Annotated in this window: 15 protein-coding genes; 6 read left to right on the top strand and 9 right to left on the bottom strand. The window is 51.2% G+C overall.

The features are described from left to right. Position 1 precedes the first annotated feature (1 nt). Positions 2-1,525, top strand: coding sequence for an ABC transporter permease subunit (locus ACLGLO_RS00210; protein ID WP_492128414.1), 1,524 nt, complete (start codon positions 2-4; stop codon positions 1,523-1,525). Between the two features lie 32 nt (positions 1,526-1,557). Here the strand turns inward: ACLGLO_RS00210 and ACLGLO_RS00215 are convergent, their stop codons facing one another. Genes ACLGLO_RS00215 through ACLGLO_RS00225 form a run of 3 tightly spaced genes read right to left on the bottom strand, consistent with a single transcriptional unit; the run spans position 1,558 to position 4,260 of the window. Beyond that, positions 1,558-2,268, bottom strand: coding sequence for a hypothetical protein (locus ACLGLO_RS00215; protein WP_492128415.1), 711 nt, complete (start codon positions 2,266-2,268; stop codon positions 1,558-1,560). Next, positions 2,262-3,569, bottom strand: coding sequence for an ATP-binding cassette domain-containing protein (locus ACLGLO_RS00220; RefSeq protein ID WP_492128416.1), 1,308 nt, complete (start codon positions 3,567-3,569; stop codon positions 2,262-2,264). Before ACLGLO_RS00220 ends, ACLGLO_RS00215 begins: the two co-directional genes overlap by 7 nt. Next, complete coding sequence (locus ACLGLO_RS00225; RefSeq protein ID WP_492128417.1) at positions 3,517-4,260, bottom strand: ECF transporter S component; 744 nt, start codon at positions 4,258-4,260, stop codon at positions 3,517-3,519. Before ACLGLO_RS00225 ends, ACLGLO_RS00220 begins: the two co-directional genes overlap by 53 nt. A gap of 161 nt (positions 4,261-4,421) precedes the next feature. On the opposite strand from ACLGLO_RS00225, the gene ACLGLO_RS00230 reads away from it, so the two are divergent. Continuing rightward, the gene (locus ACLGLO_RS00230) at positions 4,422-5,312 is read left to right on the top strand and encodes an isoaspartyl peptidase/L-asparaginase (protein ID WP_492128418.1); all 891 of its coding nucleotides are present in this window, start codon (positions 4,422-4,424) and stop codon (positions 5,310-5,312) included. Here ACLGLO_RS00230 and ACLGLO_RS00235 read toward each other — a convergent pair. The 6 genes from ACLGLO_RS00235 to infB all read right to left on the bottom strand — a co-directional run bounded on the left by ACLGLO_RS00235 (position 5,286) and on the right by infB (position 9,363). Next, positions 5,286-5,531, bottom strand: coding sequence for a YhbY family RNA-binding protein (locus tag ACLGLO_RS00235; RefSeq protein WP_492128419.1), 246 nt, complete (start codon positions 5,529-5,531; stop codon positions 5,286-5,288). The genes ACLGLO_RS00230 and ACLGLO_RS00235 overlap by 27 nt on opposite strands. Positions 5,532-5,535: 4 nt before the next feature. After that, on the bottom strand, positions 5,536-5,862 hold the full coding sequence (locus ACLGLO_RS00240; protein WP_492128420.1) for a ribonuclease P Rpr2/Rpp21/SNM1 subunit family protein: 327 nt from the start codon (positions 5,860-5,862) through the stop codon (positions 5,536-5,538). Then, positions 5,831-6,787, bottom strand: a complete 957-nt coding sequence (gene ftsY / locus ACLGLO_RS00245) for a signal recognition particle-docking protein FtsY (protein ID WP_492128421.1) — start codon at positions 6,785-6,787, stop codon at positions 5,831-5,833. Before ftsY ends, ACLGLO_RS00240 begins: the two co-directional genes overlap by 32 nt. Positions 6,788-6,800: 13 nt before the next feature. Next, positions 6,801-7,223 (bottom strand): prefoldin subunit alpha, encoded by a 423-nt coding sequence (gene pfdA / locus ACLGLO_RS00250; protein WP_492128422.1) that lies wholly within the window; start codon positions 7,221-7,223, stop codon positions 6,801-6,803. Further along, a complete protein-coding gene (rpl18a, locus tag ACLGLO_RS00255) occupies positions 7,220-7,468 on the bottom strand; it encodes a 50S ribosomal protein L18Ae (RefSeq protein ID WP_492128423.1) in 249 nt (82 codons plus the stop codon). The genes pfdA and rpl18a overlap by 4 nt, the downstream gene beginning before the upstream one ends. 92 nt (positions 7,469-7,560) lie before the next feature. Next, positions 7,561-9,363 carry a translation initiation factor IF-2 gene (gene infB, locus ACLGLO_RS00260; RefSeq protein ID WP_492128424.1) on the bottom strand — a complete coding sequence of 601 codons (1,803 nt, stop codon included), beginning with the start codon at positions 9,361-9,363 and terminating at the stop codon, positions 7,561-7,563. A gap of 250 nt (positions 9,364-9,613) precedes the next feature. On the opposite strand from infB, the gene ACLGLO_RS00265 reads away from it, so the two are divergent. From ACLGLO_RS00265 to ACLGLO_RS00280, 4 genes are all read left to right on the top strand, one after another. Further along, the gene (locus ACLGLO_RS00265) at positions 9,614-10,285 is read left to right on the top strand and encodes a 30S ribosomal protein S6e (protein ID WP_492128425.1); all 672 of its coding nucleotides are present in this window, start codon (positions 9,614-9,616) and stop codon (positions 10,283-10,285) included. 6 nt (positions 10,286-10,291) lie between these two features. Continuing rightward, positions 10,292-11,530, top strand: a complete 1,239-nt coding sequence (locus tag ACLGLO_RS00270) for a translation initiation factor IF-2 subunit gamma (RefSeq protein WP_492128426.1) — start codon at positions 10,292-10,294, stop codon at positions 11,528-11,530. Then, positions 11,512-11,943, top strand: coding sequence for a type II toxin-antitoxin system VapC family toxin (locus ACLGLO_RS00275; protein ID WP_492128427.1), 432 nt, complete (start codon positions 11,512-11,514; stop codon positions 11,941-11,943). Before ACLGLO_RS00270 ends, ACLGLO_RS00275 begins: the two co-directional genes overlap by 19 nt. Positions 11,944-12,046: 103 nt before the next feature. Further along, positions 12,047-12,580 (top strand): DNA-directed RNA polymerase, encoded by a 534-nt coding sequence (locus tag ACLGLO_RS00280; protein ID WP_492128428.1) that lies wholly within the window; start codon positions 12,047-12,049, stop codon positions 12,578-12,580. Positions 12,581-12,586 lie beyond the last annotated feature (6 nt).

The raw sequence follows: 12,586 nt of genomic DNA on the forward strand, positions 1-12,586 counted from the left end.
AGTGGGCGCCATTCTCTACGATTTCAAGAGGTCATTCTTGAGGCCCGCTACTCTGATCGCGCTTGTTTTATTTATAATCGCCGGCATAGGACTTTCATATTCCATCTCCATTTCGCTGTCAACTACAGGGGGTTTGGGATCTCTCTTCCTCGGTTATGCCGAGCTGAATTCGACTGAGGGGAAGTTGCATGTGGAACTGTACACCTACGATTACTCTCTGAATCCCGCGAAGGCCACAGCTAACCTAACTCTCTATCTCGTCAACTCAACTCAACCTTTTGGCAGCACTAGGACTGCCATATTGCTAAACCAAACGATCATGGATATCAATGGATATTCCAACTTGACTCTCTCCTTCGATCCTGATGAGTTCAGAAGCTTGGAAGAATCGGGACTCAGGCCCATCCTGACAATTCAGGTCTCAGGCACCGGCGGCTCCATATCTGTGGGTCAACCAATATCAGATGGCGTTCCCTACTGCAGCTCTTTCTGTCTCACCTTCAGAGGACCCGGGAACAGCACCATAAACGGCACAGCATCGGCCTACTACAAAGACAACATGACAGAGGTCATAATACTTCTCAGCCTCCCAGGAGAAGGGTACAAAATGTATTACATACCGAACATTAGCTCCATCATAAGCTCTGAAGGAAGCATCCTCAAAAACGCCGTATTCCTCGGGATGGCAACAAGCGGGCTGAACAGATTCACAATAGGTTCCGCGAGCGAGAACCAGTCTGAACTCTACTTCGCCCTCGAGGGGCCTGGAGGAGAGCTCTATATTGACTATATCCCCGAACCTCCACAACCGCTTCCCTCCTCATCTGTCCAGAGCAGAGTCGCAGGTGCGGCTCTGAGCTCAGCAGGTCTCTCGCTCTTCGCTGAATTCTTCCCTATAGTGGTTCTATACCTGGCATATGCTCTGATAGCGAAGCCCAGAGGAATGGGAGCACTGGAGTTCATCCTAGCTAGGCCCATCACGAGGTGGGATCTCTACTACACAAGATACTTAGCTGGCTCCCTCACAGTTCTGGCCTCATCATCGCTCTTCTTCGCTTCCTTCGCTGCCGCAAATTCTCTGCTCATTGGATACAACCTGAGCACCGAAAGCTTTCTCATTCTTTTCCTCGGAGTAGCGGGATCCCTTTTAGCTTTCTACAGCCTGTGCTACCTGATATCAACGATGGCTGGGTCCGGAAGATATCTTGCAGTCTCAATATTCGTCTACTTCTTCTTCACGATGGTCTACAGCCTCCTCTCATTCATCTTGGGGTACGAGCTCTACGGAGCTTCTCAAGACCTATTCACGAAGGTAACAGAGATCAGATACACGATGGACTACTTCAGCCCACTTGGCCTCTCAGACTTCGCCTCGTACTTTGTTGGAAGAGGGGTGGGTCTGAGCAGCTACGCTGAGGTTTCTACAGTAAATCCTGCCCTGGTCATCATCTCGGGGCTGCTCTGGATAGCTGTGCCGTTCCTGCTGGGATGGAAGAAGTTCAAGAAAGCGAACCTCTCCAGCTGAAGCGCTTCGAATCTTCAATGAATATGCTGACATCAGCGGAAGATGATAAGAAGAGTGACGGCCAGGTTTAGGGCAGCGAGGCAGTAGAAAATCATCGTGAACTTTCTGCTCTCCCTCTTCCGGATCAGCCTCTTTGCCCCTGCACTAAGCCTGGAGCTGTTCGCCAGCATTATCTGGTCTGCTCTCTCAAGCTGCTCAGAAAAAATTATGAAAATGCTGCTGCTGAGAGGGTTGCCCTTCATTTCCTGAACCCTCAATGAAATCTCTGCATCCCTCAGCTGGAAAGGAATGAGCGACCAGAGGAGGAAGGGAAAAGCTATCTTCCTCGTGAACCTGTAGAGAACCGCGGAGATGTCGCTCGGAGTCAGAATGCTCACGACCAGCATGGCCGAGAAGGAATAGAACAGGGTCTTGTAGAATATTCCGATAAAGCTTGAAAGAGTGAGAGAAGAGGAGAGCCAGAGGAACAAAGCGCCGGTTGAAGCCATCCATACGGCTGGAATTGAGGAGAGAACTAGCATGGAGAATGGCTCGATGAGCTCGCCGGTGGAAAGGTAGTATACTGTGAAGACCTCGGCGAGGAGAAGCAGGCCGAGCCAGGGAACCTCATAGAATGCCGCGATGAAGGCTGAGAGAAAGACCGCCTTTGAGAGGAGAGATGCTCTCCTGTGCTGGGCAGATGGATATACGAAAATGGAATTGATTATTATCCTGGCCAGCAGTCCGAGGGCTTCTCTCAGCACTCTTCTCCCCTCAGCTCTTCGATGTCGAGAACTTTGCTTGCTATCGATTCGAGGCTTCTGTCGTGAGTCGAGATGACAAGCATTCTTCCTGAATCAGCGAGCTTTTTGAAGATTTCCATTACTGCATCTCTGTACTCAGGGTCGAGCCCGACTGTTGGCTCATCGAGGAGGAGGATCGGTTTCGAGGAGAGAGAGGCGGAGATGAGAGAAATTAGCCTCCTCTCCCCGCTGCTCAGCTCCTTCAACCGCTTCCTGAAAAGGCTCAGTTGCCTCAGCTCTTCCAAGCCATTATTTTTCAAAGAAGACTGGATCTCTTCGTAAGCTGTTGGTCTGCTGAAGAACAGAAGGGGGTTGTCGGGGAGGAAGAGGGGAGGATGAGAAGAGGTTACCTTCCCCTTCCTCGGCTTCTCTATACCAGCCAGCAGCTTAAGGAGCGTGGTCTTGCCGGAGCCGTTTGATCCCCTAAGTATGTATATTCCGCTTCCCTCGAGCTTCAAGTTGAGCTTTTTGAATATGGGCTTTTTTACAGGATAGTAACGGTGCTCGAGATCCCTCACTTCTATCCTCGGCGTTTCGCTTATTTTCTCGACTGAAATCTCAGCAATTTTCTCGATTTCCCGGCTTTCCCCCTCCTTTTTCAGCTCAACGATCCTGCTCGGTATCCCCTCCCAGAAGCTCTCATCATGGGATGTTACAACGATTGCTTTTCCAATGCTGATGAGCTCCCTTACTATTTCTTTAAGCTCCATTCTGGAAGCCTCATCGAGGTAAGTCGTGGGCTCATCGAGGAGGAGTACATCGACGTTCAGGAGGATTCTGGAGAGGATTGCCAGCTTCTGTGTCTCCCCTGCGCTCAGAGTGAAGGTCGTTCTATCGTAGAGGCGATCGAGCTTCAGCTTCCTGCTGAGCTCGATCTCATCCTCTTCGCTTCCTCCCAGCATTTTGCTTATGAGTATCTCGTCTTCTACAGTATCTCCTATGACTCCGCTCCACGGCTCCTGAGGAACGATCCCCACCAAGCTGAGCAGTTCGCTGCTGTCCGAGATTCTGGGATCTCTTCCCCTGATGAGAAGCCTTCCTTCCGCTCTTCCGCTTATCAGCCTGGGTATGTTCCCGGCGAGGGCGTTCAATATGCTGGTTTTTCCAGCTCCAGTTTTCCCCACGAGGAGGAGGAGATCCCCTTCATTCAGCTCGAAGCTCACTCCGTCCACAACTGGATCTTGGTTACCGTACCAGATCCTCAGCCCTTCAACTTCGGCTGTCTTTTCCGTCTCCACCAGCTTTACCTCCTTCTTCAGCATACCCAGCCCTGCTCAAAAAGCCGTAGACGGGGATGGCAACCGCCGCTCCAACGAGGGCCTGACCGAAGTTGACCGGTACTTCTGCAATGGCTGCTATGCTGGGCCTCCCAGTGAGCGGGTTGCTCACGAAGTACTCATAGAGGAAATAGCCAGTGACCATGATGAGCCCTGCTAAAAGCAGAGAAGCGTACTTTGCCCCCCCACCTTCCTTCTTCTCCAAATAGAAGATCAAGATCGTCACAGCAACTCCAACTGCCAGCCACAGCTCCCATGGTATGAAGACTGAGTAGCTCAGGTTGGATACCGAGAATGTGACGCTTCCGCTGAAGTATCTGAAGCCTATGTAGGAAATGGTTCCCAAGTATATGAGGCTGACCAGAAGAGCGGCGGCCCACCTTCTCATCGCTCCAAGCCTTTTGAACAGGTAGGAGGCAACGTAGCCTTCCGCGAACTTTATGACCAAGGTTGCTGGCGCGAAGATACCATATCCAGTCGTAGCGTCTGCCAGAGAAGATCCTATGCCTGCAGCGAGCGCGGTCGTGAGGGGATCGGAGACAAGAGCACAGACGTAGATTGCAGCTTCTCCGAAGTTGAAGTAACCTCCAGTAACCGGCTGAGCGAACTGGAGAGCGACTGTGAACACGTAGACCAGGGCCGTGAATATTGCAGCCCTGACAAAGTTCACCTTCATAGCTCATCATCGAATTTGATTCAGGGCATTCGGGCTTAAAATGAATTATTGAACGTTCAATTAAAAAATTTTATGAAGGTAAAGAAAAAGCCTTTTCTGTAATGAACTCTTGAAAACTTTATTATTACATTCATAAAGATTTATTTCGAAGGTGAACTTCCGTGAAGTGCGTACCTGCTGTTATAGTGCATGGAGGAGCGGGGAGATGGAGCTCCTCTCCTGAGGAGAGGAGGGAAAGAGCCAGGAAGGTCTTGGAGGAGGCCGCAGAAGCTGGATACGAAATCCTGTCCAGAGGAGGAGATTCCATAGATGCTGTCGTTGAAGCGATCTCCGTAATGGAGGATTCAGGCGCTTTCAATGCTGGTAGAGGGTCTGTGGCAAATTCCGAGGGCTATGTTGAAATGGATGCAGGGATAATGGACGGCAGCACCATGGATGCTGGAGCTGTTGCTTCACTGAGGGGGATACCGAATCCAATTAGAGTTGCCCTCTTGGTAATGAGGAAGACCCCCCATGTGATATTGTCTGGGGAAGGGGCGAGGAAGTTTGCTTTAGAGAACGGCTTCAGAGAAGCTGAGGAGCTGCTCTCCCCAAAAATGCTTCCTGCAGGCAGAATATCCTCGCGGTCAGAGTGGAGAGGAGGAGATACGGTAGGGGCTGCGGCTGTTGATTCTCAGTGCAGGACAGCTGCGGGAGCAAGCACAGGCGGAATCTCAGGGAAGATGCCTGGAAGAATTGGGGATACTCCGATACCTGGGGCTGGCTTCTTCGCAAACCACTTCGCAGCTGCTTCAGCAACAGGTATAGGGGAGCTCATAACAATTCTCGGAATAACGCGAAAAGTTGTAGAGGAGGCTGCAGCCTTGGGGTCAATTGAGCTCTCTGGAAAGACGCTATTCGAGTATGTGGAGAGGAGGTTCAGAAGGGATACTTTCGGTGTTATAGGCTTCGACATAGAAGGGGGGTACTTAGCTTTTTACAACACGGAGTCGATGCCGTATGCCTACAAGAGGCAGGGAATGGCTTCACCTGTCATCGGAGGCTTTCCCTGACCTTCTGAGGATGAAGGTGAAGCCCCTCACCTCCACCAGCTCAGCCGAGCAGAGTTCCGCAACCATCTTAGCTGCATCTTTTCTCTCGACTCCCTGTGAAAGGAGGTTCTTGTTGATCCTGACCTTAACCTCTCCTTCTTTTTCAATCCTCCTCTTGATTTCTCCTATAACTTCCTGCGTTATCCCCTTCTTTCCAATTCTGATTTCGTTTTTTGCCATGTTCTCACTCCTTCACGACGATTTTCCTGTAAGCTCCACAGCTTAGGCACTTTATCCCAATGTAGCTAATCCCATTCCTCCTGTGGAGCCTGAACCTGGAGTTCCTGCCAGGAATGAGCACCGAGCCGCACTTCCTGCAGATGAAGATGGAGCGAGGCCTTCCAAGCCTCACGTTCAGCTTCCTCGATAGCTTCAAAACCGAGCTGCCCAGACCTTTCAAGTCAACTTCTGGATGCTGCACAGCAATGCTCAGTGCTTTCTCATATACAGCGAGGACTTCCTTCCTCTCTTTCCCAGAGCTAGCTCTGGCCCTCCTCTCTCTCCTTCCCATTGCTCCCCTCTCCCAAAATGAGGGATATGAGCCACTCCTTAGAAAAGGAAACCAAGTCTTCATATTTCTGCCCTGTTCCAACGAAGACAATAGGCTTCTTCGTCTCGAACGCTACACTCAGCGCGCTCCCTCCCTTTGTATCGGCATCCGCCTTAGTCAAGATGTAGCCGTCTACTCCTATCTCTTCATCGTACTTTTTAGCCTGCTCAACCGCATCATTGCCTGTGAGAGAGTCTATGACCAGGAGCTTGAAGTCTGGGCTTGCCACCCTTATAACCTTCTTCAGCTCCTCTATGAGGTCCTTGTCGATGTGTATTCTCCCGGCAGTGTCGATTAGAACAAGGCACAGGTTCCTCTTCTTTGCATAGCTGATGGCGTCGAAGGCAACAGACGCCGGATCGCTTCCATACTTGGCCTTTATTATGGGGACGCCGATCCTGTTGGCATGTATCTCGAGCTGCTCCTGGGATCCTGCCCTGAAGGTATCCCCCGCTACTATAAGCGGGGTGATCCCCCTCCTCATAGCTAAGTAGGCAACTTTAGCTATGCTAGTTGTCTTGCCAACTCCGTTTACGCCCATGAACACAATGACGAACGGCTCTTTATCTTTCTCGCACTTCCTCTTCGCTTCATCTATCAGATCAGTCCCAAGCTCCTTTACCTCTTCCCTAATGAGGCTTCTGAGGGCATCCTCAACTATTCCCTCGATCTCCTCCTCTTTCCGGATCCTCTTCCCAACGAGAGAAGCTTTGAGCTTAGATACTATCTGCTCAGCCGTGTTGTATGCTACATCGCTCTCAATGAGCTCCATGAGAAGGGAGCTCAGAGGTTCTTCTAGGTCCTCTTCCTTTATCTCCTTTGTCCCTATTTTCGCGCTTATTCCTTCAACGAACTTCGAAAGGCTTCTCTTCAGACTTCCAAACATCAGCTTTCCCGCGCTATCTTCCTTGTGCTGCGAGCGAGTAGACGAGATTCTGCAGCCTCTGGTACTCTTTACTTCTGTATTCCAGCTCCTTGGAAACCCTCTCTATCTCGCTCCTCAGGGTGCTCTCCCTGTCTTCGAGAAGCTTCACAGCATCTTGGAATGTGTTCTCCACATATATTCCTAGACCGAGGTGGACAATTGCTTTATCCTCTGCCTGACCTCTCACTCTGATGAGAGAATTTCCGTGCTTGTCGATGGAAATGAGCATCTCGCCGAGACCTCCCTGCTGAACTCTCTTCACCCCCTCGATTGCCGTTCTGGTTTCGACCAGCCTCTCGTTGAGGTCTTCGATCAGCTCTCTGAGCCCCTCGAGGTACTTCTCGAGCCTCTCCATGGTCTGAAACAGCGCCCCTGCATCCACCTGAACACTGCTCAAATCTTCCACCCCTCAATTTCGAGGAGCTCAGCGTTCTGCTTTAGTGCTGGCTCTGGAGCTTCCTCCACCTTCTCTATCTTAATGTGATACCTCTTCAGCTTGTGCCTGCTTCCGAGTAGAGAGTAGACTTTCTCAATTGCCTCCCTCTCGCTTGCAGCTGTCAGCTCCATGTTGAACTTCTGCTCTCTCGGGAAGTGGTCGTGAGAGATCAACATTTTACCACTGACTCTGAATATCTTCGGCATCTTGCTACCGACCTCTCAACTGGCTCAGAACTCTACTTGGATATTGAGGCTATTAAATAATTTCTCATGCATTCAGGCTTGGACCTTCCGCATCAGATGAAAGCGTAGAGGGGATCCGTTTTCCTCTTTATTTTTATTATTTCATTGAGCACCATCATGGAGTCGTCGCTCACGTAGCTCTTCAGCTCGGTCAAGAGCATCCTGGCGTGCTGGTCAGGAACGTCGGTGTAAAGGATGTCTCCTTCATTTATGTGCCTCCCCACCATAACGTTCCCTTTTATGGAGAGGGCGACCTGCATCCCAACCCTAGCTTCTTTTACAGTCTGGCCCCTGTCCTGCATCTGGTGAGCAACACCAACCTTCTTTCCTTCCTCAGTTATGAGCGGAGAACCAGGCTTGAGAACGCCTCCAAGGACCTCTATCCCCACTATGGCTGGGTCGCTCCTTCTGAATATGAAGCCTGGGAGGATCCTTATTTTGGCCGGCCACACAACTGATTCGAGCTTCCTCTCAACCTCCTTCCTCTTGAGTTCCTGCCTCCATTTGAAGTAGTCTTCGAGGAGCCTGTATATGATGTTGTTGATCAGCACATTGATGCCGGCTTTCTCCGCTTCCTCCTTCGCTTCAGGAAGGACCTTGACGTTGAAGCCAAGAATAACGCCGAGGCTCTCGTCCTCTTGCTTGGAAATGGAGGCTTCAATTACGTCTCTCTTCGATATCGGCCCTACATCGGCCAGCCTCACTGGTATCTTCTCTCTTCTCAGGGCTTCGACGAGAGCCTCAAGCGTCCCCAGAGTATCAGCCTTTGCTACTACTCCGGATTTATCGGTCTTGACCTTCACGCTCTCGATATCCTCAATTATCTTCCTTTTCGCCTCTTCGAGCCTGTCTGGGCTTTCCACCACCAGTATCGGTGAGCCTGCCAGCGCCGTATCGAGATCGGGGGCAACGATCTTCACTCCGCTGGATGCGTGAACCTCTTCCACGCTGATGAACTTGTCCTCGGGAGACCTTATCTCTTGAAGGGGCTTCGGCATCAGCAGCGCCCTGACCTTCGTAACGATTACGCCCTGCGTTCCTCCAACGACTATCGTATCTCCTTTTCTGAGAACGCCGTCATATATTACGCAGTCGATCGTCGTTCCAAGCCCGCTGACCTCCCTCACTTCCAGCACCACTCCCTTGGCAGGGCCTTCGGCGTAAACGAGCCTGTCTTTGAGGTACTGCTGGGCCAGTCCAGCAAGTACAGCGAGTAGCTCCGCTATTCCTTCTCCTGTTTTGGCCGATACTGGGACAATGCTCACTGTCCTAGTGAAGTCCCGTATTCTGTCGAACCTGTCGCTGCTGAAGCCGTACTTTCCAAGCTCGCCAACCAAGCTGTAGATCCTCCTGTCGAGCTCCTCCTTCACTTTGTCGCTCTGCTTCTGGTAAGAAGTGATGAAGGGTTCACCTGGGTAGCTCCTCCAGCCGGGCACCTTATCGATCTTGTTCGCAGCGACCAAGAAGGGAACTCTCTTCGATTTTATCAGCTGTATAGATTCTACCGTCTGCTCCTTGAACCCCTCCATTATGTCGACGACAAGTATGGCGAAGTCAGCAATTTCTCCTCCTCTCTTTCTCATGTTCATGAACAGCTCGTGACCCGGGGTGTCGATGAACAGCAGTCCCGGTATCTTCAGCTTCACCGGGATGATCTTCTTGAGCGGTTCAGCTATTTCCTCTATTACCCTGGCCGGCACGATGCTGGCCCCGACGTGCTGTGTTATCTCTCCGGGCTCTCTCTTGGCAACGCTCGTTCCCCTGATTCGATCGAGCAGGGTGGTTTTCCCGTGATCGACGTGGCCCATGACGACGACAATTGGCTGCCTCAGGGGAGGCTCCTTCTTTTTCTCCATTTTCAATCCCTGAAGTAGCATCTGCGCTAGAGATTAAAAACAATATCATCGGTAGTGCGCTCTATCTACCTCGGGAAAATTTAAAATGTCCTGAGCGATTAACGTGCATGGATGAAGCTGATGCGCTGGGCTCCGCCAGATACATGTGAAAAGAGCGAAGACGCCCGCGCATCGTTAATGAATCAGGATTCGACGGTTCCGGGAATGAACCGCTACAGCGGGGATTCTGGAATGTTCGGAGGGAATGAATATGCCTGAATTCAAACTGGTAGTCTCAGATCCTGCACCTCCATCGGAGACAGTAAAGGTCAAAGTAGTAGGGGATGAAAACATACAGCTGAGCAAAGAGCAGAAGGAGGGGAGAAGGCTCCCCGTTGCTGAAGTCTCGAAGGCGTTGGCCGAGAAGCTCAAGCTGGACGGCGGCGTTATTGCCCTGAAGATAGCCAAGGAGGGAGATAAGAAAGTAAAGTTGCACCTCAAAGCTGTAGTGCGGGATGGGATCGAGGAAAATGTAGTGAAGGTACCGCAGGATCTTCTGGCCGATAAAGTCGGAGAGCTGGAGGCTGAGGCTGAGGCCTTCAGATCCAAGGCGTTCCAGCTTCAGCTGGACGAGAATACGAGCAGAAGGTTTGTAGGCATGAAGATCGGAGACGAGATTGATGCCTCGATAATAGGTCTGGAAGGCAAGCTCGTAATAAAGGGCGGCAGCGACAACAGCGGCTTTCCAATGAGGCCGGATCTTCCAGGTGCAGTGAAGAAGAAGCTTCTCCTTTCGGGACCTCCGGGGTATCACCCCAGGAACAGGGGGGAAAGAAGGAGGAAAATGGTGAGGGGGAACACTATAGACGAAAGCATAGTGCAGATAAATGCCATGCTCATCAGGGAGAAGGAAAAGGAGGGCGAACAGCCCCCTGGAAAGTGATACCCGATGAGCTATGAGGAAAAGAAGCAGCCCGAAGTAAACATTGGAACTGCTGGGCATGTAGATCATGGAAAGACCACCCTCATATCCGCCCTAACGGGAGTATGGACTTCTAGGCACAGTGAAGAGCTCAAGAGAGGAATGACCATCAAGCTCGGATATGCAGACGGGGCAGTCTACAAGTGCGAAAATGCGCCTTTTCCCGAAGCGTTTCAGCCCTTTCCGGAGTGTCCTGAAGGATCTACACCGAAGCTGCTGAGGAGAGTCTCCTACGTCGATGCACCAGGCCACGAAGTCCTGATGGCCACGATGCTTGCAGGAGCAGCCATAATGGATGGGGTCCTTCTGGTGATAGCAGCAAACGAGAGAGTCCCGCAGCCCCAGACTGCAGAGCACTTCGCAGCCCTCAGCGTGATAGGACAGAAAAACCTGATCATCGTCCAGAACAAGGTCGACGTTGTCCCTCCTGAGAAGGCAAGAGAGAACTACAATGAGATAAGGAAGATGATAGAGGGAACATGGGCAGAGGGGGCTCCGATAATTCCAGTCTCCGCTCTCAAGCGGGGGAACATCGATGTTCTGATGGCGGCGATTCAGAAGTTCATACCCACTCCCGAGAGGGATACAAGCAAGCCACCCCTTATGTACGTAGTCAGGAGCTTCGACGCCAACAAGCCGGGAACGCCTCCGGAGAAGATGGTGGGGGGCATAGTAGGCGGGAGCCTGATCCAGGGGAAGCTGAGCGTTGGCGACGAGATAGACATCCTTCCCGGGATAAGGATCAAGAGAGCTGGAGGGAAGGAAGAATATGTCCCAATAACGACGAAAGTAGTCAGCCTCAGGTTCGGCGAGACGAGCGTTGAAACTGCTCTGCCCGGCGGACTTCTCGCCATAAGCACACAGCTGGACCCTTCGCTGACAAAAGGCGATAATTTGGTCGGCAGCGTTGTTACTAAAGCCGGAAACGAGCTCCCAGTGGTGAACGAGTTCGAGGCGGAATATCACCTCTTCGAGAGGGTAGTAGGTCTCAGAGAGAGAACTCCGGTCTCGCCGATCCAGGCAAGGGAGCCGCTCATGATAACAGTTGGAACTTCTGTCACAATGGGGATTGCCACGAGGGTTTCCGCAACGACTCTCACAGTCTTTCTCAGGAGGCCCATAGTAGCGCTTCCCAACAGCAGAATAGCTATAAGCAGGCAGGTTCAGGGAAGGTGGAGGCTAATAGGATGGGGGCTGATAAAGTAGCTGGAAGAATAGCTGTTCTGCTCGATGCCAATTCTCTCATACTGACGTTAAGGGGGAAACAGCTCTTCGAAGACATAGAAAGGATTCTGGAATCGATACCGGAGTACATCTGTCCAGATGCGGTAGTTAATGAGCTGAGATCCATTTCCGAGAGGGGTGGAGATGTGGGGAGGGCGGCGAAGTCTGCCCTTGAAGTGGTCGGGAAAAAATGCATAGTATTGGAAACGGGAGAAAAGAGCGGTGACAGGGCTATTATTAAGCTGACCGAAGAGCTTACGAGAGGGGGGAGGAAGGTGATAGTTGCAACGAGCGACAGAGAGCTGAGAAGAAGGCTCTCCTCCTTGGGAGTGAAGACCGTTTACTACAGAGAGTCGCAGCACCGATTCGAGGCTGAAGTGAGAGATGTCCTATAGCGCAAAGGTTATAATTTCATCATTTGAATTTAGAATGGAATCTCCCGTTTGAAGCGGAAGTTCCGCTTCTGTATATAAATGGAAAACTGACATGGTGATTCGAGTGTTCGTCATCACAAAGATTAAAGAGGTTGTCAGGATCCCTCCAGAGATGCTGAACATGGACATCAGCGAGGCAGCGAGGAGCATTCTGAACAGCAAGTACTCCAATCATTACGATGAAGAGCTGGGAATAGTCATAGGGGTTCTGAACGCTGTTGCTGATCCCATTGGAAAGATCCTTCACGGAGACGGCGCTTCTTACCACTGGACTGAAGCGGAGATCTTTTCGCTGAAGCCTTACATGAACGAAGTAGTCATGGGAGTTGTGTTCGATGTGAAGGAGTTCGGCCTGTTTGTCAGGATAGGCCCGATAGAGGGATTCGTCCACAAATCTCAGATATCTGATGAGTTTGTGGAGTATGACTCCAGCAGGCCTGCTTTCATTCTGAAACAGAGTCACAGGACGATCGAGAAGGGAGATGTTGTGAGGGCTAGGGTAATAGCATTTGGGTACAATCCTGAGAGGAAGGAGCTGAAGATACAGCTTACGATGAGGCAGCCCTATCTGGGGAAGATCTCTGTGAGAGGCGGGTGAGAGAAG

Source organism: Fervidicoccus sp. SLHALR4 (assembly GCF_058692745.1).

What these genes read in the sequence shown, in the direction of transcription:
- ACLGLO_RS00220 (WP_492128416.1), bottom strand. Translation starts at nt 3,569, where the DNA reads ATGCTGAAGAAGGAGGTAAAGCTGGTGGAGACGGAAAAGACAGCCGAA.
- ACLGLO_RS00225 (WP_492128417.1), bottom strand. Translation starts at nt 4,260, where the DNA reads ATGAAGGTGAACTTTGTCAGGGCTGCAATATTCACGGCCCTGGTCTAC.
- ACLGLO_RS00235 (WP_492128419.1), bottom strand. Translation starts at nt 5,531, where the DNA reads ATGGCAAAAAACGAAATCAGAATTGGAAAGAAGGGGATAACGCAGGAA.
- ACLGLO_RS00240 (WP_492128420.1), bottom strand. Translation starts at nt 5,862, where the DNA reads ATGGGAAGGAGAGAGAGGAGGGCCAGAGCTAGCTCTGGGAAAGAGAGG.
- ftsY (WP_492128421.1), bottom strand. Translation starts at nt 6,787, where the DNA reads ATGTTTGGAAGTCTGAAGAGAAGCCTTTCGAAGTTCGTTGAAGGAATA.
- rpl18a (WP_492128423.1), bottom strand. Translation starts at nt 7,468, where the DNA reads ATGCCGAAGATATTCAGAGTCAGTGGTAAAATGTTGATCTCTCACGAC.
- infB (WP_492128424.1), bottom strand. Translation starts at nt 9,363, where the DNA reads ATGGAGAAAAAGAAGGAGCCTCCCCTGAGGCAGCCAATTGTCGTCGTC.
- ACLGLO_RS00265 (WP_492128425.1), top strand. Translation starts at nt 9,614, where the DNA reads ATGCCTGAATTCAAACTGGTAGTCTCAGATCCTGCACCTCCATCGGAG.
- ACLGLO_RS00270 (WP_492128426.1), top strand. Translation starts at nt 10,292, where the DNA reads ATGAGCTATGAGGAAAAGAAGCAGCCCGAAGTAAACATTGGAACTGCT.
- ACLGLO_RS00275 (WP_492128427.1), top strand. Translation starts at nt 11,512, where the DNA reads ATGGGGGCTGATAAAGTAGCTGGAAGAATAGCTGTTCTGCTCGATGCC.